This window comes from Enterococcus sp. DIV1368b (assembly GCF_050529595.1).
In the GTDB taxonomy this organism is placed as follows: Bacteria; Bacillota; Bacilli; order Lactobacillales; family Enterococcaceae; genus Enterococcus_B; species Enterococcus_B mundtii.
Map to the genome: position 1 here is coordinate 2,871,492 of NZ_CP172883.1, position 25,227 is coordinate 2,896,718.

Sequence of the window (25,227 nt, forward strand, 5' to 3'; positions counted from 1 at the left end):
TATGGATTATACCTGCTTATACTATAAATGTCTACGCTTTCAATAAACTTTTTTCTATTTACTTTTTCAATTATTATGCTATGATTTAGTTATGATATATCATTAAGAGGTGTAATTATGGAGCAACCATTATATAAAACAATATTTTTAGCGCTAGAAAAAGCAATACATGATGGAACTTTACCTGTCGACAGTCAAGTTCCCACTGAAAAAGAACTATCCCAACAATACAATGTTAGTCGGATCACATCCAAACGGGCATTGACAGAATTAGAACAACTAGGATTGATTTATCGTGTACGCGGAAAAGGAAGTTTTGTTAAAGCTCCCAAAAAAGGTGTTCCTTCACGTAGTCTCTCTACTCAAAAAAGAATCTTATTTCTTTTGCCTTACTTGTCTGATTTATCCGTGGGTGACTTTACTCAGGGCTTGAATCCAATCATGCAAGAACATCAATTCGAGGTCATGATGACGACTTTAGATTTTTTAGAAACAAAGACAGCCAATGATCTGATGCAAGAATTTGATGGCTTGATTTATTATGCTTTTGAAACAGATCAACATCTTGACTTGCTTTTTGAGCTTTCCTTAAAAGACTTTCCAGTGCTCATGCTAGATAAAAAAATATATGAGTTACCTTTTCCAACTGTCTTATCGGATAACTTTCAAGGTGGTTCTTTAGGAACTAATCAGCTGATTGAACAAGGACACAAAAAAATTGCTTATCTTTTTGGCGATTTATCCCATCCACAATCCGTGAGACAACGCTATCTCGGTTATCTTGAAGCACTGAATAAAGCAGAGTTATCGTTCCATACTGCATTAAATGATCCAATGGCGACCACTAATGAATTAGCTAACTATATTCATACACATGGCGTTACAGCGTTTGTTTGTGAGAATGACTTAGTGGCAATTCAAGCAATGACTACGTTAAAACAATTGGGTTACACCATTCCCAATGATTTTTCCGTCATTGGGTTCGATGATATCCAAGCTGCTGCTTTGGTTGATCCGCCTTTAACAACGATTGCCCAAGATTTTCTCCAATTAGGCGAACTTGCGGGCAAAGCGATGATCCAGTGGTTACAAACAAAAGAAAAACCGGCTGACATCAAACATCCTGTTACTTTGATCCAACGACAATCGACAAAGGAGTATACACATGGACATTCAACAAATTGATACACGTCATGGCACTGCGAATCAAGCCAACTTTTCTAATGGGAATTGCCTGCCTTATACAGGCGTTCCTTTTGGTATGAACTATTTTGCCCCACAGACAAATGAACAAAGAGGTAGTTGGTGGTTTCACCCCGATGACCGGATTTTCCAAGGCTATCGTTTGACTCATCAACCTAGTCCTTGGATGGGGGATTTCAGCCACTTTTTGATGACTCCGTTCAGTGGAGTATTACAAGAACCCACGGTGTTCCATGCCCAAAGTTCGTATCGCCCAGAAGAATGTACTTTTTGTCCCACCCACCTTTCCATTGACCAATTGCGTTACGGTATTCAATCGACATTAATCCCTAGTATGTATGGCGGCATCCTTTCCATCACTTACCAACAAAATGATAGCGGATTATTACTAACTTTTCCTGGCCGTTTCCGTCTTACTGCAAAAGATGCCTACACGCTAGAAGGCCAAGTCACTCATTTTGCGGGTGCAGAAGATCCGAATTTCACTTTTTATTTTGTTTTGAGTCTCGATCAGCCTCTGACAAGTAGTGAACTCGAGCATTCTAGCGAAAAAGCAGACACTGTAGCTCTTAATTTTGGTCATATCAAGCAACAGACGATTCGGCTAGGGACGTCATTCATCAGTAATGAGCAAGCTCACCACAATTTGGAACAAGAGCAAGAAAAACAAGAAAAAGACTATCTTTTAGACAGTCGGGAGCAATGGCAAAACTACTTTGATCGAATCAAAATCAACCATCATGATCAAAAACAAACGCAAACGTTCTATCACAATTTATATCGGACATTCCTATTCCCACAAACCTTTTACGAAATTGATCCAGAAGGAAAAAAAATCCATTATGATACCACTAGTTGTACAGTAAAAAATGGGATTCTTTATACAAATAATGGTTTTTGGGATACGTACAAAACGGTTTACCCACTCTTTTCATTGATTGCGGTCGAAAAATATGAAGAGATGTTGGAAGGTTTTTTAAACAGTTATCGAGAAACTGGCTTCTTACCTAAATGGCTTTCTCCAGATGAACGAGGTCTCATGCCTGGAACATTGATCGATGCAGTGATCGCTGATGCTGCCATCAAAGGTATCGGCAGTCAGAATATGCCGGAATTTTTAGAAGCCATGAAAAAAGGGGCGACAGTTCAAAGTGATCAACAAAATTATGGTCGCCAAGGGACAATCGATTATTTGAAGTATGGCTACGTGCCAAACCATTACCATGAATCGATCAATCACACACTTGATTATGCCTACAGTGATTTTTGTATCAGTCAAGTTGCTCAAACACTAGCTGATGTTGAAACAACTCATCACTATCAGCAACAATCCATGAACTATCGCAATGTTTTTGATACAACAACTGGTTTTATGCGTTCAAAAGACTGCTCAGGACAATTCCGTCCTGATTTCTCCTCTATCTCTTGGGGCACAGATTACGCAGAAGGAAGTGCATGGCAAAGTAGTTTTGCTGTTTTCCATGACTTTGCAGGACTGATCGAAGCGCATGGTGGAAAACAAGCTTTTGAGAACAAATTAGTTGAATTATGTAATCAACCGCCTAAGTTTGAAGTCGGTGGTTATGGGTTTGAAATCCATGAAATGAGTGAGATGGCAGCAACTGAATTTGGACAATTAGCCATCTCTAATCAACCAAGTTTTCACTACCCTTATCTTTTCCATTACCTTGGGAAACCCGAAATGGCACAACCTTTGATCAAACAGTTGCTTACGCAACTTTTCGATGCATCACCTACTGGCTATCCTGGCGACGAGGATAATGGCAGTATGGCCGCTTGGTATATCTTTAACAGTTTAGGTTTTTACCCAGTTACACCTGGAACCGGTGAGTATGTCATTGGTATCCCACTGTTTGATCAAGTGATCTTAACACTTTCAAACGGCAATCAATTGACTATCCATGCTACGCCTAATCAGCCCCAACAACAGTTTATTCACCATGTAAGTCGAGATGGCTACACTTATGAAAAGCTATATTTTACTCATAAAGATTTACTAAACGGTGGCACGATCAACTACCATTTAGGCATTGTTCCTCATACTAAAACTTATTCAGAGGATAGCTTGCCTTATTCTTTAAGTCGCCAAGAATCATATCAGTGGTTCAGCTAGAAAAGAAGCGTGGTTAAGGAAGCTTCTACCCCAGTGCTTACTCTGTAGTTAATTCCATTTGCCACCCTCTTCAGCACTAATTTTAGAGAATGTGCGACTTCATTAGGACTTTATTGAATGATTGATTTCACTCATGACTCGTTGTTTACAGATGACTCGTTGAGATGCTATACTAATGAAAAGAAGCGATGCGTGAACATCGCTTCAATGTAGCCGTTTTGTGGTAGCATGTTTTGAGCTAAAATAAACCCGTCAACTTCTGCTAAAAGTTTATGACGGGTTTATTTTTTATCGCTTTTGCTTATTGTCAGCATAATGCCAACAAGCGCAAACATCAACGATCCGAACTGGATCATCAATGCCAGTGCTTCCGCAACAGACAAAATGGCTACTCCCTTCGTTGAAGTAGGAAAATGCTCATACGCATCACCCCCTGAGTAGCTACCATCATAAACAATCTACATCGTCCATTTTAACATAGAACCCATCACATATTTTATGTTTTTTGTTTTTTTATATGATTGTTTTTACTTATTCAATCATATAAAAAAAAGAATATAAGAGAACTACGTTCGCATACCCTCTGTTTTTTTATTTTCTTTCTCAAATGATTTTTTATTCATGACTCATTATTTACAGATGACTCGTTAAGATGCTATACTAAAGAAAAGAAGTGATGCGTCAACATCACTTCAATGTAGCCGCATGACGGTAGCAAAATTATTTGGAAATTCCCCGTTAAATCTCGCTAAGGTTTATGACGGGGTTATTTTTTATCTTTTTTGCTGATTGTCAGCATAATGCCAACAAGCGCAAGCATCAACGATCCGAACTGGATCATCAATGTCAGTGCTTCCGCAACAGACAAAATGGCTACTCCCTTCGTTGAAGTAGGAAAATGCTCATACGCATCACCCCCTGAGTAGCTACCATCATAAACAATCTACATCGTCCATTTTAACATAGAACCCATCACATATTTTATGTTTTTTGTTTTTTTATATGATTGTTTTTACTTATTCAATCATATAAAAACAGAGATAATGAGATGTTAAATCTCACGATCTCTGTTTTTTATTCAGATGAAACTTCCTTCTGTTTGACTTTGATTTTCTCGGTATTCTGAAGGCGACTGTCCAACGATTTTTTTGAATAATTTTGAAAAATAGGTCGTATTATTATAGCCGATTTCATTAGAGATCTCATTGATATTTTGATTACTATGGATCAGCAACCATTTTGCTTGTTCCATTCTTAAGTGATTCAAGTACGCAGAGAAGCTTTTTTTAGTTTCTTTTTTAAACAGTTGTCCTAGATACATGACATTCAGATGCAAATGTTCTGCGACTTCTTTCAAGGTTAAAGGTTCTTTGTATTTCTCATGTAAGATTTGAAGAACTTTTTCGACATTTTGGCTATATTTTTGATTATGCTGATTTTCCAATAAAGATAATAAGAGTTGATGCAACTCTTGGACAGATTTTGCTTGATTGATTTTTTGGATACCTGTTAAGTATTCATCATCTTCTAAACGGATCAGCTCACGATGGATATCCATAAATAATAAAAAACTGAAATGACGGATATCTTCAGGCGACATGACCGCCTGTTGGAACTGCTCAAAAAAATCCGAGATCATTTGTTGTGCGAGCGCTAATTGCCCACTTTTCAATACACGACTGAATGAGACAAAATCAATCGATTGTTTGATTCCTGCTTGTTCAGCATAAAAAATACGTTGATTTTGATCGCCATAAAATTGATGTAGTTGTAAGTTATCTTTTGCATGCTGGAAGCTTTGGGGTATCGTTTCCGGGTCACAAGATTCATCCCCAATACTGATCAACCAATTTTCGCACATCAGCGACTGTTCGACAAAATAGCTAAACCGTTCTACTGCCTCCTCCTGAAGTAACAGAACAAATAAAACAAGTTCCCCGTAATTTCGTTGGTAATAAAAGGGTTCTTTTCTTGTTGTCAACCATTGACGAATTGTCGTTTCAGCCTGTCTAGGTACTTGTGCAAGCAATACACGGCGCTGACGTTCGCCTAGTTTTTCTAATAGTTCTTCTTCACTAGGTTCATCCAATTCATCATTCAACCATTGGCTAAAGAGAATTTCTTGGTACACTTCTTGTTGGTTTTTTTGTTGTCTTTGATGATCTAAGCGTTTCTTGACGGTTTCAAGACTAGTAATCAGTTCTGCTTTATTGACTGGTTTCATCAAATAGTTGACTGCGCCTAACTGCATCCCGCTTTTTAGATAATCAAATTCTTGGTACCCTGATAAGATCATAAATTCAAAAAGATGTTCTTTTTGAGCAGCTTCGATAAATTCTAATCCATTCATCTCAGGCATCGTTACATCTGTGACGACTAGATCAATTGGCTGTGTTTCTAAAATCGACAGTCCTTGCATAGCATTTTCTGCGGTAGCAACAACGTTAAATCCTAAATTTTGCCAATCGATGATTTTTTGTAAGCCAGCTAAGATCATATATTCATCATCAACTAATAGTACGTTATAAGACATCAGCAGCTCCCCTTTTTATTTTAAAAGTGATATGGATCGTTAATCCACCAGTTGCATTTCTAGCTAATGTCATCTGATAACTCGGTCCAAAACTAGCACGTAACCGTTCATTGACATTTTGTAAGCCGATCGATCCACTGAGTTCTACTTTGCTTTGCGCCAACTGTGCGTTGATTTCAGCTAATCGCTCTTCTGTGATCCCTTTGCCATTATCACGGATCAAAAGATGAATCAGTCCATTTTCCTCAAATACTTTTACACTCAATGCGTTATCAAAACGAGTAAAATCAATACCATGTTTAAAATAATTTTCTACTAATGGTTGGATGATAAATTTCGGTACTTCAACCTCTTCCAATGCTGATTCGATCGTGAAATGATAGGCGATGCGACTAGGATAACGCATTTGATAGAGGTACACATACTTCTCACAAAAATCCAATTCTTCTTTTAAATGAATCGTCTTTTCTTGATTGGTGTTATTACGTAATAATGCAGAGAAAGCATAGACAACATCTGCTAGTTCTTCACTGCCTTCACTGATGGCATACATTCGAATATATTCTAATGTGTTGTATAGAAAATGCGGATTGATTTGCGCTTGTAATGCGCGCATGTGCGCATCTTGTTGCTTGATCTCTAATTTGTAGATATCTTCCACATATTGATTGATACTGCCTAGCATCTCATTGATTCCGACTGATAGGTCTTTTAGCTCGTATTCAGTGATACTAGTATCCACACGAGTATCCAAATTCCCTCTAGCCACTTCATCCATGGCTTCCATGACACGATCGATTTGTTGAGAATAACGTTTGAACGTCTTGTATAAAAATAAAAGCAATAAACCATCCAATAAAATGACGCCAATAATTAACGGTGCTAAGCTTTTTTCTGTTACTTGGCGAACCGTACGCTTATCTAATGTGGCTAAAATACGATAATCGTCGGACACCTCTTGCGATTGGATAAAATTCGATTTTTCTAATTTCTCCACTGGTAATGTAGAATCCGCTTGTAGGGTCTGATTGATCAACTTTTCCTGCTTAAAGATTCGTTCTTTGCCCAGTGCTCGATCATGAAATGTATACAACCGATTACTCGTTCCGGAAATCATGTAAAGAGATAATCCATTGAACGTATTTAAATTCGTCAGCGCTGCATCAAGTTCATCTTTATCAAATCCTACAAACATACTGCCAATTTCTGCGCCACCTTGTGTAATCGTCATTTTGATATAAAAAGCCTGTTTTAATTGTGGCGTTCCCTGCTTGACTACCCCGCCTTTGTTCTCTCTAGTGGACTCAAAATATTCTGGTAATTGGTTGAACACAAGGTAGACACTACTTACCTCTTCATAATTGACATACATATCACGAACTACGTTAGGGAATGAAAGAAAATCAGCAGATTGTCGTTGTCGGTCGTACGCATACATCAAATATTGATCGATCGGTTTAGTTAAATAAGTGGTGGTATTCTCGATTTTATCTGAATCCCCTACAAATTGATCTTTGATCACTTTACTTAACGTTGTTTTATCACTAAGCGTTCGCAACGTACTTTGAACTGCTTCATTCACTACTTGTTGTGCCTGGATTTGTCTTTGGATGAATGTATGCACACTGATGATGATCGTTGCAATCATCGTCAAAGCAATCATCATGATCGCATATTTACGCAATAAACGGTTTAACAACGTTCCTTTTGAAAAGATAAAATCTAACCTATTCATATGTTTCCAACTGCAAGTCCAGATTTTCCCGCCATTGTTTGGTGATCGTTCCGTTCCAAACTGTAAGTAACCCAATCAAACCAAATAAAATCAACCCTTTATAATTCCACGTCACCCAAAGAATCAGACCACTGCCAAGGATGATTTTTAAGAAAGTTGAAAAACTTGCGAAACTGGAAATCAAACTCAACTTCAGCAGATTTCTTAAAGTCATTTGATAGCCACTATCTAAAATCATACTATATTGATACGTCGCATAAGCGTACAACATGCTGAACAGTATAATAAAATCAATCACTAAGAAAAGAATCCCTTGAATCTGTACAGATAAATACAAGTTATAACTAAGCAAAAAAAGACAAGCCGAAAAAAGACCAAACAATTGATTTCCTCGCACGAAGGACTGTTTGAACATCTGCCAACTTTCTCTGATCGTGATGTCTTTATATTCGAAACCATGGAGATAAAACTGTTCATTGACAACTTTCCAAGCTGGCCCGATTCCTAAAACGACGCCGCCACACACAGCTAAGCCCCAAAAATACAATGTCAATTTCATGATGACCCATACGCGTATGAATACTGTTTCCAATGCTCTACCTAACACAGAACTTCCCCCTTTATTCTTCATCTTATCCTATTATACAAAAACATACTGTAACCTTGAGCATATTGGAATATCTAAAACCAAATAAATGGTGTTCAAGAAGCACATCTTCGGTCATCAGCTAGAAGTAACTCCTTCGGAAATAAGACGAAATCCACAAAAATTCAAGAGCAATTTCCGTGGATTCCGCCTTATTTATCGGAGCTAGACACTTCCGTCACAACCTTAGCTTTGATTAGTTGTTTTCTTGTCGGAATGTATCATATTGTTTTTGCATTTCTGTCAGTACTTTGTCGTATCCAGCTTTATCTAAGGCATCCATTAGTTTTGGTAAGGTTTCATCTGGATCGACAGTTCCAGTGTTCAATCCATCAAGGTATTGATTCATGACATTTGAGATATTACTCAATTCAGTTTTTACGCTGTCTGTATTAAAGCTGAAGCCTAAGATTGGAGAAGTTTCAGCTTCTGCAATCGATTGATCTCTTTTAGCGATCATTTCATCGGTAATCGTATCTTGTGTATAAAGAATCTTATTGTTTCCAGTATTCCAAGCAGACATGTGTGTTTTTGGCTGATAGCCGTCTAATAATTTTACTTTGTCATCGCCAACTTTTTCCCATGCCTCTCCTTCGATTCCCCAAACCAAGCCGTTAAGCAATTCAGGATCGCTATTCAATAACGCTAAGAACTCTACTGATTTCTCTTTGTTTTTTGATGTATTAGAGACAACAAAATTTGCCATTTGCGCTTGTCCTGTTGATTTCAAAGGAACAGTAATTGGTTTCGATACTAATTCTTGATTTGCAGCATTTGTTAAAATCGTATCGCCGTAATCGTATGGTCCTTGTGTTTCTCCACGCATCAACCATGTATTACCTTCTAACGGATAATCTTTGTTACTAGTCGCTGCATCACTAGGGATCAATCCTTGATCATACCAACTATGCATCGTCCGTAACAGTTCGATGTAATTTTCATTGTCATATTGATTAATGATTTTTGTTTTGTCGCCATTCAAATCAACCGCAAATGGCAAAGTATTTCCTAATGGATAATCAAAATCCCCTTGTACTTTAAATCCTTGGCCAATGGCAAAAGCCGCTGTATTCGGTTCTTTTTTATGGAATTCTTGTAAAACTTTTTCTGCATCTGCATACGTTTCAATACCATCAATCGATAAATTGTATTTATCTAATAGTGGCTTATTGAAGGTCAACACTTGTTGTGCAAAGACATTGCCGTTTACTGGGAACGCATATAATTTCCCATTGACCAGATTACCTTTGATATATGCTTCATCCAAAGAATCATACGCTTCTTTTCCATACTCAGGAGCTAATTCAGTCAAATCTGCAAATGCGCCTTTTTGTGCATTTGATACGTAGTTGTTGGCAAAAGCAATATCGTAATTTTCACCAGATGAGATGATAACGTTCATCTTCTTCTCATAGTCACCCCAACCAATGTAATTGATATTGACTTTTACACCAATTTTTTCTTCAATACGTTTATTCGCGACTTCCAGCAGCTGGTCAAGGTTATCTGGTTTGTCACCGATCTGGTACATTTGTAATGTCGTCGTATCACTGGCCGCTGCATCGTCTTTGTCACCTGAACCGCCCCCACAAGCTGCTAAACTGATTGCTGTTAGTGCTGAGAATCCTGTAAAAGCTAATTTTTTCCATAACTTCATATCTTTTTCCTCCTATTTTAGTGCTTTATTCTTTGACGCCGCCAATCGTTAACCCTTTAACAAAATGTTTTTGGAAAAATGGATAGCTGATCGCAATCGGTAATGTTGAGATAACAACGATTGCCATACGAGCGGACTCTCCAGGAACAGAAGCAAGACCGCCGGCTAACTGACTACCTGCTCCAGCATTTTGAGTAAGATATTGGATATTGCTTTGAATCTTCATCAATAAATATTGCAATGGAACGAGATTATCGTTTTGAATATACAGTAACGCATTGAACCAGTCATTCCAATAACCTAAAGCTGCAAATAAACTAATTGTCGCAATTCCTGGAATCGCTAAAGGTAAGACGATTTGTACAAAAATCCGAAGTTCACTCGCCCCATCTATCCTAGCAGATTCAATGATCGAATCAGACACCGAACGTTTAAAGAATGTTCGCATCACGATAATATTGAACGGACTGACCGCCATCGGTAAAATCAATGCCCAAATCGTATCTTTCAGTTGTAATAAATTCGTCATCACTAAGTAGTTCGCAACCATCCCTGGTGAGAACAACATCGTAATCAAACAAAAGACTGTAAAGAAACGACGAAATGGAAAGTTGGATCGAGAAATAGCATAAGCATATAAAGAAGTTGCTGTACTATTGATCAACGTTCCTACTACTGTCACAAGAACAGTGACGAAAAGAGCCTGAAAAATTTTGTTTTGCATCTGGTCAAACAAAAAAGTATATCCAAATGTACTAAGTGTTTTAGGCCAGAAACTATACCCTTGCGTGGACAAAATGGATTCATCTGTAAAAGAGATCGCAATTACAAAAATAAATGGTAATACACAAGAAAAAGCAAAAAGTGCAATCAAAATATTGGAGAAAAAGTTGGTGGTTTGACTAAACGAGCGAATCTCTACTCGTTGAACTTTCTTTTTATTCATTTTTCTCCTCCTTAGAACAATGCCGATTCGCTGTCAAAACGACGAGCAATCGTATTGGTGATTATTAATAAAACAAAGCCGACGACCGATTGATACAGCCCAGCTGCGGCCGTCATACCAAAGTCGCCAGTGGATGTCAGCCCATTATAGATATAAGTATCTAAAACTTGTGTCACTTCATAAAGCGCTCCGGAATTTCTTGGGATATTGTAGAACAAACCAAAGTCCGCTCGGAAAATATTTCCAACTGCTAATATCGTCAAGATCGTCATCAGAGGGATCAATTGTGGAATCGTCACATGTTTGATTTGTTGCCACTTGCTTGCGCCATCCACCATCGCTGCCTCGTAATACGTCGGATCGATTCCCATAACTGAAGCAAAATAGATGATACTGTTATAGCCGATCCCTTTCCATGTTCCAATAAAGACTAAAATAAACGGCCAATATTTAGGATCATTATACCAATTGATTGTTTCTCTCCCACTTGCTGCCAGCCATTGATTAAAGATCCCTTTATCTGGACTTAAAAACGCATAGACAAAGTAACTAATGATGACCCAAGAAAGGAAATAGGGCAGCAATGACATGGTCTGGTATACTTTTACCAATCGTTTATTTCGCAATTCACTCATAATGATTGCAAACACGACAGATATCAAAAGATTCAGTAAAATAAATGTCACATTATATAAAATCGTATTTTTGGTAATCAGAAAGGCTTGATCAGAAGAAAATAAAAATTTGAAATTCTCCAATCCAACCCATGGGCTCTCTCTTAAACTGGCAAGAAAGCCATCCGCAGAAATATGGAAATTTTTAAACGCAACGACATTTGCTAATACCGGGATGTAAAAGAAAAAAATCATCCAGATCATCCCAGGGATCGCCATCAAAACAAGCGCCTTATAACGCCATAAATTCCCAAAAAAACCTTTTAACCCCTTCCTTTTTCTCATATAAAAACTCCTTTCACCTCATTCGCACTGTCATTATAGCGCTTTCAAAAGATATAATAAATGAACAAATCATAGGGAAAATGAAACAAATTATAGAGAAGATTGTAAAAGAATCATTTTGATCTGAGGCGTGAGACAGAAAAACGAAAAATAGCTGTTTTAGGTTGCCATCTATCATGATTTCAATAAATAAACAAAAAAACTTACAGGATTTAGGAATGCGTTCCTGAATCCTATAAGTAGGTTTTGTTTCTATTGCTCTATCTATTTTTAGTTTAAATGCAGTTAGAAAAACTTTTATGTACTTTGCTGTTGGATGCTTACATAATAATGTATGACTGTGGTTGGATAATAATTAAGTCAGTTTATTTGCTCTACATACGCATATTTTTATAAATCTATACTTTTATTTGGTGAGAATGTGAAAAAAAGAACTCCGTAATAAAACTGATTACACATGTACAAAAAAAACAATAATATTTATGAAACCTTTTCACTGTATTAGTACTAATACAGTGAAAAGGTTCTCTTAAATCTCTGAATACTAATAAATTCTATTATAATAGTGTAGAATACTAACACTATAGAAAGTATTAACATAAAAAAAACCATTGAAAAGAAAATCGAGTTTCTATGATGTCCTTGTAAATCATAAGGCAAAATAGAATTGAATAAAGAAAATAGTTTCATATTTAGAAAGATACAAATGATATAGCTAAGACTTAATCCAATTATGTAGATAAAAAAAATTTTTAGTAATAATTCTCTCAATACATATTTAGGTTGGATTCCCAAATATATTTTTGTTTCAACATCTGTTCTATCAATTACCTTGATTAGTAAAATTTTATTTCTAAAGTCAAATAATATATATATGCTAATTATCACTATTAAAAAGGATAAAATATCCCTTCCAAAAGAAATTTGCATAATTAAAAACTGATTTCCATCTAAACTTAGTTGTGCCGACTTTAAATTGCTACTCATTATTTCTTGTTCCATGATTTGAATAAACCTTTGTAAATACAATTGCAAAAAGACACACTCAAAAAATAGGATGCCAATAATAGTAATCGAAACAACATATCTAATCCCTACTTTGTATGCGCTTTTAATACTTCTCCTAACAAGATATAGGTTAGATAAAATAGTTGGACCCACATTGATCATATACCTTCTCTCCTTTAGTTAACTTAATGATTCTAAATTCAGATTCTTTTATAAAGTTAGGATCGTGAGTAGACATAATAATCGTAGAGCCTATTTTATTCTTTTTTTTCAATAACTCAAATACTATTTTTGCATTTGCCTTATCTAAATTAGCTGTCGGTTCATCAGCAATAATAATTTGGGGATTCGCAACGATTGCTCTGGCAATATTCACACGTTGTCTTTCACCACCAGATAAATTTCTAGGTAAATTTTTTATACATTGATCTATTTTTAGATCTGCTGTAACTTCCTCAACTTTCGACTGTATCAATGAGAATGGATAACCTAAATATTCCAATTTATAAGCTATATTTTCAAATACTGTCCACTCTTCAATCAATCTTGTGTCTTGAAAAACTACCCCCATCATTTCCCTTAAATTTTGTAATTCGATATAGTTATATTGACATAATTCTTTATCCTTGATTTTCAAGCTACCCGTATTATACATTCGTCTCCCTTGAATCAACTCAATTAAAGTGGTTTTTCCCGAGCCACTTTCTCCTATCAAAAATACAAATTCTCCATGTTCAATTTGCATATTTATATTTTTTAATACTTTATTGTTTTTATGTTCCACTCCAAGATTATCCATCAAGATGAAATTATTCTTTTTCATACTTCCCCTCTGCCTTGTTTTGAAATATTGACATAGAACCTACCTATAGATATTTTCTCTGAACTACCATCTCACATAAATAAATTATTATTCCTGGTTATAAACTAAATAAACTTTTAAAACAGCTTTTTTTCATTCGTTATGTACCTCCCATTTTGGGAAAATAGAAATATAATAGAGCATAATATTTCCTAAAATATTATTTGAGCAAATTACATAATTAATATTTTTAGTTAATAAAAAATTCAAATGATTTATACACTGAGTATAATACATTATATATTTATTATTTTGTTTTATCCGTCATAATTGGTTGATTTAACATCATAATCGTATATGGAAATTACTTTTTAGTTCCTTCTTGTGTTTAGACTTTCCACTATACACTTCTTTGTCAGCCCTAAACAAAAAGCTTATAGGATTGAGTAGTATACCCCAATCCTATAAGCTGTGTTTCAGGCTCTATTTACTTCTTACTTGTGCCAATTCATCTGGTGTCATTTGGCGATACTCTCCTAGAATTAAATCTTCTGGCAGAAGAAAATTCCCCATACGTATCCGTTTCAAGTAAGTGACTTCTTTTCCAACGGCTTTTACCATCCGTTTCACTTGATGGAATTTGCCTTCATGTAAGATCAAGCGGATACGAGAAGTGTTTGTTTTTTCATCGACTGAGTCAATGAACAGTTTTGCAGGCAGGGTCTGTTCCTCTCCATCAATGAGTAACCCTTCTGCAAAGGCTGACACATCTGCTTTCGTCATCACACCTTTGACCTCTGCCAAGTATTCTTTTTCTACGTGTTTTTTAGGAGAGAGTAATTGATGTGAAAACTGTCCATCATTGGTCAGGATCAACAATCCTTCTGTATCTTTATCTAACCGACCGACTGGAAATAAATCTTCCCGAAAATCTTCATCAGAAAGTAAGTCGATGACGGTTTGATCATGATTATCTTGAGTTGCTGAAACTACGCCGGCAGGTTTATTCAAGATATAATAAAAATCTTTTTGATAATGTAAGGATTCATCTAGATACATCACCGTGTCTTCGGTTTCTTTCACTTGATATTTATCACTTTTAATACAGTTTCCATTGACTGTGATCAAGCCATTTTTGATTAGCCCTTTGACTTCTTTGCGGCTGCCAAGACCGATGTCAGCTAAAAATTTATCTAAACGCATGTGATTGTCCCCTTTTCAAGCAATGCCTGTCTTATTTGATGCGCAAACGTCGGCGTAAGCGAATCATCCCTTGACGACCTAATAACTTATCTGCGAGACGAAGCTTAAGTGCCAGATACGTATAAACCAAACCACCCACTCCAGCGACTAAAACAATTAATATTAGTGATTGGAACTTACTGTCTTGGTTCAAGAACATCCCAAAAATCATTTTCGTCAGCCCAGCTGCAAGGAGCATCAACAGAGTAAGAATAAAAATCAATAAGGTGCGGCGCCATACAAATTTCCGATTGAAGCGAGCCACTTGATGGATTTTCTTTAGTATCAACGAACAAGAAATGATAAATCCAATCATCGTTGCGAGCAATGGTCCATACACTTCAAAAATACGGATTGCTGGATACTGCAAGACTAATTTTACGAGAAACCCAACCAGTAAGTATTGGATCGCCGCTTTATTTTCAAACATCCCTTGGAGCATATTCGATACAAGCATATAAAGTCCTAGAAAAAGACCGACAAAACTTGCTTGGATCAATACTTGGCTTCCTAGTTGATCTGGTGTATAAAATAAAGTATTCAAAGGGTATGCCAAGAGCATCACTCCACACGTTGCAGGAAACATAATAAAGGAAAACAACTGTAAATTACTGCTTGTTAATTTTGCTAGTCCACGACGATCCTTGATCGTTACCGCTTCCGTGATCAAAGGTAAGCCTGTCGCAGCAATCGACGTCGCTAAAGCAATGACGACCATTGTCAACTTGTCAGGATTCGCACTGAAATTTGAAAAAAGATCCAATAATTGGGCATTGGAATACTCAGTGGTATCCGCCATGATTTTAATAAATGTAAATTGATCGACTAATTTAAAAATCGTGATCCCCGATCCTACGATGATAAAAGGAATCGCTTCTTTGATCGTATCCAACAATAATTCTTTCGTGGCAATGGTCACTTGGTTTTCACTGTACTGCACACGAGCTGCTGTATACGCTTGATGTTTCTTCAAAAAATATAATAAGACAGCCAAGCTGACGATCATCCCAATAAATGCTGCAAAAGTCGATTGAGTCACCGCAGTTACGTAGTCACCTGACAGGACTTTCATGATGATGAATGTAGAAAGCAACAGATAAAAAACGCGTGCAATCTGCTCAACGATTTGCGAAAGTGCATACGGCATCATTTCCTGATTCCCTTGGAAGTATCCTCGAATAACACTCATACAAGGAAACACTAGTAGTGCTGCACTTAATGAGCGCATGATTGGAATCAATTCTTCCCCACCACCAGAGGCACGAGCTAACCAAGGCGAGGCAAAATACATAAATCCTGCAAAAAACACTCCTAAAACAGCCATCATTTGCATTGCTCTTAGAAACAACCGGTGAGACGTCCCGTATTCATTCAATGAATTGTAACGTGCGGTTTGTTTCGCAATGGCAGCTGGAATCCCTGCAGTTGAAATCATTAAGAATAACGCATAAATATTGTACCCCATATTGAATAATCCATTGGCAGCCTTTGCATTTTCGCCCATCCAAGCATACCAAGGAATAATATAGACCGCACCAAGTAATCGAGAGATCATATTACTTGCAGTCATCCAAGCAGAACCTCTAGCCATTTTCTCTTGAACTGTCAAATTTTCTACTGCTGGTTTTCTTTGATTAGTCATTGATCAGATTCCAACTTTCTTCAAAACATTACTCATATTTTAAGTGTAAATCCACAAAGTAGCAATCTTTTTATCGGCTTTTTTTATTTTGTAGCGGTTGTAGTTTTTACGTAATCACTGTTTTATTTCACTCACAGGATGAACTGGTTCTCTATCTTCGTTCTTTCGAAATCATCGCTTTTTCATTTTTTTCTAAGTTGCTATTTACAACAGTTGCATATTTTTTTGCATAATCACATTTTCTATTAAAACCTTCTATTTCGAATTTAGTATATAATTTTCTACTATTTTGATCAGAGGTAACTATAGCGTCTCTTGTCTTTCCATCATTCGTTGATTTTATAGGAAACATTTTGCTTGTAGGTACAGTCTTTTTAGATGAACGCTTGCTAGGAATTAGTTCTTCTGCAAATTTACGATCTATCTTATTTAACACATAGTCTAACGCTGCTTCCCCTTTAGTCGGACCTCCTTCTTTAGCTAACAATTCTTGCAGTTTAGGGTTAGTTTCTACTTCTTGTATTAATTTAATTAATTCATATACATCATATTTTGCACGTTGTCGCCTATACTTGTTGATACATGGGATGATCGAATTCATAGTGATTTCTGGATTCATTGTCCTATTCCTTCTTCCATTTTTTATTTAAATAACAATTTTTAGATTGAAACAAGATAGATTATTCTCTTTACCATCTACCATCCTTTTAAGGTTTTGTTTTACTTAGACTTTCACGCTCCGACCAAACGTTTATCTTCGTTCTTTAGAAATCGGATGATTTACCTTTTTAGTTAATGCGGTGTTTACTGCCTGTGCAAATTCATTCGCCGAACGAATTTTACGTGTGAAGTATATCGGACTCTCTTTCATATCCTCAATGGATTTTTTGGCCATTTGTGGGCTCTGCGACGAATCTTCTGTAGCCTTTACATCATCAAATTTGTTTGCGTGTTTTGTTCTACTTGTAGTCAAGTCGCTTCGAGTGATTCCTGCTTTTGATTGTTGTTCGTTGTTGCTTTTAGTGACAACTTGCGCCTTCTTCGCCTGTTCTAAAGCAATTCTATCGGACTTTCGATCGCCTCTTATCATTCCCCATGCTCTTCTCCACAGTAACTGAATTGCTCGACCGATTTGCTTTAGGGGTCTGAATCTTTGTTCACGATGAGGTTGATCTATCGCCTCATAAAATGAGTCTTCTTTGCATACAAAGTTGTTTTCTAGTCTGGCTATTACATCATCTTCTGGTATATTATAATGTGAAACTATATATTTAAAGGCTATAAGCCTCTCCTCTTTCGATAGATCCTTTTTGTTCAATAACTTTTCCCCAAATTCACGTATTTCTTCATCAATCATTTTCTATTCCTTCTTTCTTTTTTATTTAAGACTTGCCTTGCAGATACTATCAGACAGACCTAGTTTGTTTCTGTCCTTTTAACGTTTTTTCTACTAAAAGGTTAAAGCTGAGACCAAACGATTTACCCTCGTTCTTTAGAAACCACAGCTTTTTCTTTTTTTGAAAATAAGTTATTTGCCGTTTTGGCAGCTTCATTCGCCGAACGAAGTTTATGCGGCAAGTAGCTTGGACTATCCCTTACTATCTTAGTGGACTGCTTCTCATTTTTTTGGATCGTTTTTGGCTTTGGTAACGAATAATTCCCAACTGTTCTAGGTTCTTTCCTCTTTGTTCTCCTGCCTATTTTTTGGATTTTTTCAACTATGTATGACAAAATTCTTCGTCGTTTTGATTTAAGCTGTAGAGAGGTTCTCCCTAAAGATGGAACACTGTTGACTGTTTTTTTTGTTCGTTCTTCTGAATGTTGCGTGATTCTGCCTCCACCGAACTCTTCCTTCGCCTTATTTAAGGCTACGCTATTTAAAAATTTAGAATCTAGTAGATTTCTCCACCCCCTGGTCATCATTCCCAGTTGTTTCCCACTGTCTTGACTCGCTTGTTTGGCTTGTTCCCTAGGTATCAAATGATCTTGTGAACTATAGCTATCGTCTAGACTATAGTAGATTGAGTCAGATTCTATACTATACATTGAACTATCCTCTAGATGATTTTTTGAATGTAAAGATTCAACCTCTCTGCTCCGTTCAGATTGCTCTCGTTTCTCTTTAGATACAGTATTTCTCTTTGATAACTGCTCATTAAATCCGCTTATTTTTTCAGAATTCATTTTTAGACCTTCTCTCTTTTTATTTCAATCAGTGATTCCTTAGTAAGATTTCCTTATCTCGCTTGATCTGCTGTTGGATATCAGCAATGGAACACTTCTTTACTACATTCATTGTTTTTTTGTGCACTATTTCCTGTTGGAATACCACTTTTTTATTATGGAAATCTGCCCGTTTCTCTCGTATCCAATCATTTGTTCCTGTCCACTTTCCATATTCTATCTTCTTTCATTTTTACTTAAATCACCTGTTCCTGAAAATACGTAACAAAAAATATGCTATAATAAACCAAATAAATACAAAGTGAGGGATGATTCAATGAGCTTCTCCTTAGAAGATATCCGCAACTTATTGTTAAAAGAAAATCTGTTAAAAGAATTTGTATCACCACAGGGGTGGCATCTTTATGCTCCAGAAAATAGAGTATTCAAGAAATTAAGTTATGACTCACGTCAGGTCGACGCTGAGACATTATTTTTTTGTAAAGGATTAAATTTTAAAGAAGAATATTTAACTGTCGCAATTGCTCAAGGGCTTAATTACTACGTCGCCGAAGAACCTTATGAGAATGAAGCATGTGGCATAATCGTGACCGATATTCGCAAAGCAATGGCGATTCTTTCCATGGCTTTTTATGATTATCCACAAAACAAGATGCTAGTCATCGGATTTACTGGGACTAAAGGTAAAACCACCGCTGCATACTTTACAAAAGCCATTCTAGACCATACGACTAACTATAAAACTGCCCTTTTTTCAACAATGAATACCACATTAGACGGCAAGTCTTTTTTTAAATCGAATTTAACGACCCCAGAGTCACTTGACTTGTATCGCATGATGGCTGAAGCAGTAGAAAACGGTATGACACATCTTGTCATGGAGGTTTCTTCTCAAGCCTACAAGACGCAACGTGTTTATGGACTAACTTTAGATGTTGGGATTTTCTTAAATATCTCTCCAGATCATATCAGTCCGATCGAACATCCTACGTTTGATGATTACTTTTATTGCAAACGACAGTTGATCTTAAATTCAAAAAAAGTGATTTTAAACCGTGAGAGTGATTACTTTGATTTATTAGTGGAAACAGGTCAAGTCCACGGTATTCCTGCAATCACTTACGGACGAGCAGATACAACAGATGTTCAAGTGAAAAGTTTAGAAAATCAAACACAGGCGTTTCAATTGATCACACATGGTTCTGATTTACCTGTTGAAGCGGAGTATGAGATCAAATTAGCTGGTGGCTTCAATCAAGAAAATGCAGCTAGCGCAATCATTGCGGCGACTTTAGTCGGTGCCTCGATCACCGATGCCCAACAAGGCCTGAGAGAAGCTAGAGTACCGGGACGCATGGATCAGTTGACCCATAAGAACGGCGCCCATGTTTACGTTGATTATGCCCATAACTATTTAAGTTTAAAAACACTTTTAGCATTTGCTAAAAGTGAACATCCCAATGGTCGTGTGATCGTCGTTCTAGGAAGTCCAGGAAACAAAGCGATTTCCCGCAGAAAAGACTTTGGAGAAGTCTTGTCAGAAACAGCCGATATCGTTTTCTTGACTGCAGATGATCCTGCTTTTGAAGATCCACAAAAAATTGCAGAAGAAATCCACGCAGCAATCACCAATACAGCGCTTGCTGTTCATTATGAAATGGACCGTCCCACTGCGATCCAACTAGCATTAGCAGAAAGCCATCCAGAAGACTCTGTTGTGATTGCTGGTAAAGGCGTGGATGCGTATCAAAAAGTTGGTGGCGTAGATGAACCTTATGAAGGTGACTATGACATAGCAAAACGCTTGATCGAACAATGATTGCTTTATAGAAGAACCAGATTTTCTAATTTAGACAGCTAACACCAACTAAAAAGCCAACTCATCATGAGCTTTCCTTTTTTATGATGAGTTGGCTTTTTTATATGGTTATCTCTGTATTTTTTGAAGTGAGAGTAAGTGAATGATTTTTTCTTTAGATTTCTCACCTTTCAATCATTTTTTTATGAATCTTTGCTTTCAAGTTATTGAGAGATGGTCATTTCGAAGCACTGTATTAGGTCGTGCTTTAACGATTTTTTATTCTAAAAAAACGACTATTTCTTTTAATGCAACCTACTAGCGAAAAATATAGCGCAGTTCTTTACACGTATAATCACTTTCGTAATGTCCATAACAATTTTTCTCAGAGATATTGTGCATATTCAGTTTGTCTAGTACAACATATATCCTAAGATTAGAATAGTGGATGGCTATTTCAATGCTGTTTTTACACTCTCTTTCGACAGGCTTATTAAATATTTTTTCTTTTTATACTTGTTGCGATAGTAAAGTGCGCCCTTTTCCACGAATAATCGTCTTTCAAACACCACTTTTTTGAATCTATTCAACAAGCGATTTTTAGGGTTCCATTGCATACACTGCCAGTATCTTTTCCAATGCGGTCGATACTTATGTTCTTCTGCTAATAAGCTAGGCCACACTTTCTCAAATTCTTGCAACTCTTCTACAGTCTTAAATTTTTTTCTAACACTTTACTAACGATCCATTCATATAGCCCTTTATTGTAGTGATCAATGGCATATGCCGATGAGTTTAGCTCTGTCAGAATAGGAGATCCTTTCAGTGTCACTTTTCTCAAATTACACCTTGGTAAAATAGTTTTCGCTGCTCATCCATCCCAAATCATAAAAGGTACACTTTGTCTGTATCTCTTCCACTATCCCACTTTCTTAAACTTAATCATTTACACGTAAATTGATGTTCCTCTTACTTTTCTACCCGAACGGAATGTCTCCTTACTTTTGTTTGAGCTTGTTGTCTGATCCTCTGTTCATTTAGCGCACTTGCCTGTTTGCCAAACATTTCTACTTTTTCCCGAAAGGCTGGATTCATATCTTTTCTCATTTTTTTGACCGTTTGTATGATATTCTCGTCATGAATTGTCTGTATTAATTTATTCATTCGGTTTACTTTTGTCAGAGAAGAGGGGATATTTTTCTGTTCCAGTTTATTTTTTTTACGCTCAAAATATCTTTGCCACTCTAGAACAAATGCGCCCTTGATCCAAGGTGGAGCTACTCTTTTTCCGTTTTCAAAGAAAGTAACTTTCTCCCCTAGTTCTGAATAATTCCGGTAAATTTGTCGGAGTGCACGTAGCAAAAGCTCATTTTTAAGGACCTTCTTAGGGAGTAAATCCACATTGTGTTTTTGAAGTTTAAAACATATCCCACGCAGGTCAATACCATCTAAGGAAATATAAATCGGGATATTCTCTTTTATAGCCATATCCACTGCAATCTCATAAGCTTGTATTTCAAGCTCTTTTACAGGCGCTCTCATTTTATGATCTTTATAACAGTAAAATTCATAATATAGTTTTTTTCCATCTGTTTTTAAACTACCGGGTGATGTTTTGGTAAAAAACACTCCCATTATTTTATTTAATCGATTGAATTGATCTCCCCTCTCTAACCCCATCGTTCGAAGATACTCAGGTACATGTACTAGCTTTTCGCTTTGTGATTCCAACAAAGAAGGTAATTTATTAGAAAAAGTCTCCCAATGTTCCTTGGTTATCAGTTTCCCTTCCTCAACATGTCCCATGATCAACTTTTCGATTGCTTTATTACAAGCGTCAAACATATGCGCCTTATAGTCCTTGTTGACGAGTTTCTCCTCTATTTCAGGGGTTTTAGCTAACGATTCACAGGCGCTTTCATGACCAAAAAATAATATTTTTCTATTATTTATTGGTTCTTGATTCGTTTCTGATTCTGATTTTTTCGTGTCAATTTCTTGCTTAATGTAAGCTTGCCAATCTTTGATATAATTTCCATCAATCCAAGGTGGTGGCACACTTTCTATGTTGTTTATAAAAAGAAACTTTTCTTTAAAATTTTTTAATTGCGAAAATTCTCGATAGATATAGTGAATCGATTCGCGAAAAATAGCTGTTTCAGAGCGGTTTAAAAAATCGTAATCGCTGATATCTCTTTGATTGAAATGACTTAAAGAAAATAAAATAGTTATCTGATGACTCATTGCCATATCTAGAGCCGTCTTGTACCCATGTTCCTTAAGTAGATTGATTGAAATTTCATTTCCAATAGCATTGGTATAGAATAATCTTTGGTCATCTGTCTGAAGATTTCCTGCTTGGATGGCTCCTTCAAAAACGTTTGTTAAGTGATTCTCAGGATAGCGATTCATTGACTCATAGTATTCAGAAAAATAAATTAATTTTTTTTCATTTTGTGGAAATAGTAACAAAGGTAAGTTATCAGAAAAATCCTCCCAGTCTTTTAATGTAAGTAGTTTATTTTCCTTAACAAACTGAATGATCAACTTCTCTATTTCATTATTACATGCGTCAAACATTTGTACCTGATAGTCTTTACCCGGTTGGAATCGTTCCGATTCATTTGACTCAAATAACCATTGATACTCACTTTTCTTCCCAAAAAACAAAATTTTTATTTCATTTGCTATCATTCTTTTCTCTCCTGTTCCCCAGTGACGCCTGTTTATTCTACGAATACACTTCAATAACCAAATATTTGTTGCCGTAACAGCCAATAATATATACACGAATCATCTAAATACTTCACAACGTGAACGCTCGCTGTCTACCGATAGATTTTTCTATTTTTTTTTGGATGTGTCCTTTCTCACTTACTTCTAAAAGCAGTGATTTGAAAGACTTTAATTCATTTTTCTTCTTCTCTTCTGGGAAAACATCATATGTTAGATCGTCCACAGATTTAGAGATCTCTTTCCCTAACTTTTTCTTACGATGCTCATGATACTTTTGCCATTCATGAATGTGATCTCCTTCAATCCAAGGAGCATTTACAATTTTTCGATTTAGGAAAAATAAGACTTTCTCCTTTAATTGATACCAATGTCGGTAAATATAGCGTAATTCTTTACAGGTATACTCACTTTTGTACTTTTTTTGGCGATTTTTTTTCATGACTTCTTTCATCTTTATGCCATCCAACACGAAATAAATGAGAATATTGGGATAATGGATGGCCATATCGATGCCATTTTTACAGCCTCTAGTAATATGGTCATTACAACTTATTATCTCGCCTTCTGCATTTTGAAAATACAATACGACACCTTCTAGTCGAAGATTTTCATGAAAGATTGGATAATTGAACGTTGCCCATAAACAGTTCTTAGGACTCCAGTCCATACACTGCAAGTATTGTTTCCAAAGCGGATGTTCATACCAAAATCGGAATAACACAAAAGGTAGTTGTTCTATAAATAGACGCCACTGCCCAAAAGTGCGTAACCTTCCTGATCTTTTTCGTTCAACTATCGCCATATGTAGCTTGTTATTATAATAATCAATGATATGTGCATGTTCTGATTCACCAGATAAGGTTGGATAGCCTTGTAGATCAACTTTATTATTCTTTACATCGGCAAAAAAAGCTTCACGTTTCTTATATAAGCCATAAAGCAAGATATCTTTTTCTGAATCCATTGATCTATCCCTCCATGAACTAACTGGCTTTGTCTCAGCTTGCCCTACTTGTTCTTGTCCGCAGTTCTTCCATTTACAGATCTGAACATTCAGCGCCCCCACTATAGGCAGACGCTAGATGTCTAAATCCGTTCATTCTTTTTCAAATCAACATTGATTTTCTTCCATGATCGCGACCACTCGTGTCCAACCAGCACTCGCTTTTTTGATTTTAGTTGGGAAACAGCTTAGCTTGAAACCAGTGGATGGCAGTTGATCTAAGTTCGTCAATTTTTCAATATGACAGTATTTCTTTTCGATTCCAGCAAAATGACCTTCCCAAATAATCGAGGGATTGCGAGTCTGTTTAAATTCTTCCGCAATAAACGGTAATGGTCGATCCCACGACCAAGCATCCGTACCAACTAAACAGATTCCTTGTTCTAATAACCAAAGGGTTGCTTCTCGTCCGACACCACATCCACTGATCAAATAGTTTGGCGTCCCCCAAAACGGCGCAGCACCTGTCTGGATCAACACGATATCTTTTTCTTTGAGTGTATAGTTGATATTTTTCAAGGCGTGTTGAAAGTCAGTGATTGTTAACTGATAGCCATTTGGTTTATCTGAAAAATCAAGCATGACACCTTCCCCATAACACCAATCAAGGGGCACCTCTTCAATGGTCCAAGCTGGCTGTCCATTATCCATTGTTGGATGATAATGGTAAGGTGCATCCATATGAGTACCTGTATGCGTAGTGAGCTGGACACTTTCCATCGCCCAAGCTAAGCCATTAGGCAAGTCTTCCTTTTTTGCCGTTTCAAAAAAGCGTAACATATCCGGCACGCTTTTCTCGTGGTCTAAATAGTTGATCATCGGAATCATTTCTTGCGGATCACTTGGCACTTCATTTTCAATCGTGATACTTAAATCAATCAATTTCATTTACTTGTCCTCCTTTTTCTAAACATCTTTATTTCATACTTGTATCTAGTATACGGAGGATTTCCCACATATTTGTCCTTTTTTTTCTGTTATTTGATATAAATATCAAGC

20 protein-coding genes are annotated in these 25,227 nt (G+C 36.5%); 3 read left to right on the top strand and 17 right to left on the bottom strand.

Features of this window, described 5'->3' with window-relative positions; genetic code table 11:
• Positions 1 to 117 precede the first annotated feature (117 nt).
• Positions 118 to 1,185, top strand: coding sequence for a GntR family transcriptional regulator (locus IGJ19_RS13220; protein ID WP_074801368.1), 1,068 nt, complete (start codon positions 118 to 120; stop codon positions 1,183 to 1,185).
• Complete coding sequence (locus IGJ19_RS13225; protein WP_430604202.1) at positions 1,166 to 3,337, top strand: GH92 family glycosyl hydrolase; 2,172 nt, start codon at positions 1,166 to 1,168, stop codon at positions 3,335 to 3,337. The genes IGJ19_RS13220 and IGJ19_RS13225 overlap by 20 nt, the downstream gene beginning before the upstream one ends.
• 281 nt (positions 3,338 to 3,618) lie before the next feature.
• Here IGJ19_RS13225 and IGJ19_RS13230 read toward each other — a convergent pair whose 3' ends face one another.
• From IGJ19_RS13230 to IGJ19_RS13295, 14 genes are all read right to left on the bottom strand, one after another.
• Positions 3,619 to 3,723, bottom strand: a complete 105-nt coding sequence (locus IGJ19_RS13230; protein WP_430604573.1) for a putative holin-like toxin — start codon at positions 3,721 to 3,723, stop codon at positions 3,619 to 3,621.
• Between the two features lie 380 nt (positions 3,724 to 4,103).
• Positions 4,104 to 4,205 (bottom strand): putative holin-like toxin, encoded by a 102-nt coding sequence (locus IGJ19_RS13235; RefSeq protein ID WP_219907008.1) that lies wholly within the window; start codon positions 4,203 to 4,205, stop codon positions 4,104 to 4,106.
• A 210-nt stretch (positions 4,206 to 4,415) separates the two neighbouring features.
• Positions 4,416 to 5,870, bottom strand: coding sequence for a response regulator transcription factor (locus IGJ19_RS13240; RefSeq protein ID WP_108146100.1), 1,455 nt, complete (start codon positions 5,868 to 5,870; stop codon positions 4,416 to 4,418).
• On the bottom strand, positions 5,860 to 7,605 hold the full coding sequence (locus IGJ19_RS13245) for a sensor histidine kinase (protein WP_108146101.1): 1,746 nt from the start codon (positions 7,603 to 7,605) through the stop codon (positions 5,860 to 5,862). The genes IGJ19_RS13240 and IGJ19_RS13245 overlap by 11 nt, the downstream gene beginning before the upstream one ends.
• Entirely contained in the window at positions 7,598 to 8,212 is a 615-nt protein-coding gene (locus IGJ19_RS13250) for a YesL family protein (RefSeq protein WP_108146102.1), read from the bottom strand. Before IGJ19_RS13250 ends, IGJ19_RS13245 begins: the two co-directional genes overlap by 8 nt.
• A 235-nt stretch (positions 8,213 to 8,447) precedes the next feature.
• Positions 8,448 to 9,908 carry an ABC transporter substrate-binding protein gene (locus IGJ19_RS13255; protein WP_019723327.1) on the bottom strand — a complete coding sequence of 487 codons (1,461 nt, stop codon included), beginning with the start codon at positions 9,906 to 9,908 and terminating at the stop codon, positions 8,448 to 8,450.
• A gap of 25 nt (positions 9,909 to 9,933) precedes the next feature.
• Positions 9,934 to 10,854 (bottom strand): carbohydrate ABC transporter permease, encoded by a 921-nt coding sequence (locus IGJ19_RS13260; protein ID WP_019723328.1) that lies wholly within the window; start codon positions 10,852 to 10,854, stop codon positions 9,934 to 9,936.
• Positions 10,855 to 10,865: 11 nt separating this feature from the next.
• Entirely contained in the window at positions 10,866 to 11,813 is a 948-nt protein-coding gene (locus IGJ19_RS13265; protein WP_272018022.1) for an ABC transporter permease, read from the bottom strand.
• 1,138 nt (positions 11,814 to 12,951) lie between these two features.
• Entirely contained in the window at positions 12,952 to 13,644 is a 693-nt protein-coding gene (locus IGJ19_RS13270) for a cell division ATP-binding protein FtsE (RefSeq protein ID WP_081367455.1), read from the bottom strand.
• Between the two features lie 462 nt (positions 13,645 to 14,106).
• Entirely contained in the window at positions 14,107 to 14,826 is a 720-nt protein-coding gene (locus tag IGJ19_RS13275) for a pseudouridine synthase (protein WP_071867535.1), read from the bottom strand.
• A 31-nt stretch (positions 14,827 to 14,857) separates the two neighbouring features.
• Positions 14,858 to 16,507 (bottom strand): putative polysaccharide biosynthesis protein, encoded by a 1,650-nt coding sequence (locus IGJ19_RS13280; protein WP_430604203.1) that lies wholly within the window; start codon positions 16,505 to 16,507, stop codon positions 14,858 to 14,860.
• Between the two features lie 151 nt (positions 16,508 to 16,658).
• The gene (locus IGJ19_RS13285; RefSeq protein ID WP_086335579.1) at positions 16,659 to 17,126 is read right to left on the bottom strand and encodes a hypothetical protein; all 468 of its coding nucleotides are present in this window, start codon (positions 17,124 to 17,126) and stop codon (positions 16,659 to 16,661) included.
• 132 nt (positions 17,127 to 17,258) lie between these two features.
• A complete protein-coding gene (locus tag IGJ19_RS13290) occupies positions 17,259 to 17,864 on the bottom strand; it encodes a hypothetical protein (RefSeq protein WP_430604204.1) in 606 nt (201 codons plus the stop codon).
• 122 nt (positions 17,865 to 17,986) lie between these two features.
• A complete protein-coding gene (locus tag IGJ19_RS13295) occupies positions 17,987 to 18,691 on the bottom strand; it encodes a hypothetical protein (protein WP_430604205.1) in 705 nt (234 codons plus the stop codon).
• A gap of 316 nt (positions 18,692 to 19,007) precedes the next feature.
• Between IGJ19_RS13295 and IGJ19_RS13300 the strand changes: the two genes are divergently transcribed.
• Positions 19,008 to 20,510 (top strand): UDP-N-acetylmuramoyl-L-alanyl-D-glutamate--L-lysine ligase, encoded by a 1,503-nt coding sequence (locus IGJ19_RS13300; RefSeq protein ID WP_071867530.1) that lies wholly within the window; start codon positions 19,008 to 19,010, stop codon positions 20,508 to 20,510.
• Between the two features lie 948 nt (positions 20,511 to 21,458).
• On the opposite strand, the gene IGJ19_RS13305 is transcribed toward IGJ19_RS13300, so the two are convergent.
• From IGJ19_RS13305 to IGJ19_RS13315, 3 genes are all read right to left on the bottom strand, one after another.
• Positions 21,459 to 23,183 (bottom strand): hypothetical protein, encoded by a 1,725-nt coding sequence (locus tag IGJ19_RS13305; protein WP_430604206.1) that lies wholly within the window; start codon positions 23,181 to 23,183, stop codon positions 21,459 to 21,461.
• Positions 23,184 to 23,295: 112 nt separating this feature from the next.
• Entirely contained in the window at positions 23,296 to 24,189 is an 894-nt protein-coding gene (locus tag IGJ19_RS13310) for a hypothetical protein (protein ID WP_086335575.1), read from the bottom strand.
• 147 nt (positions 24,190 to 24,336) lie between these two features.
• Positions 24,337 to 25,116 carry a cyclase family protein gene (locus IGJ19_RS13315; RefSeq protein WP_115358337.1) on the bottom strand — a complete coding sequence of 260 codons (780 nt, stop codon included), beginning with the start codon at positions 25,114 to 25,116 and terminating at the stop codon, positions 24,337 to 24,339.
• Between the last annotated feature and the right edge of the window lie 111 nt (positions 25,117 to 25,227).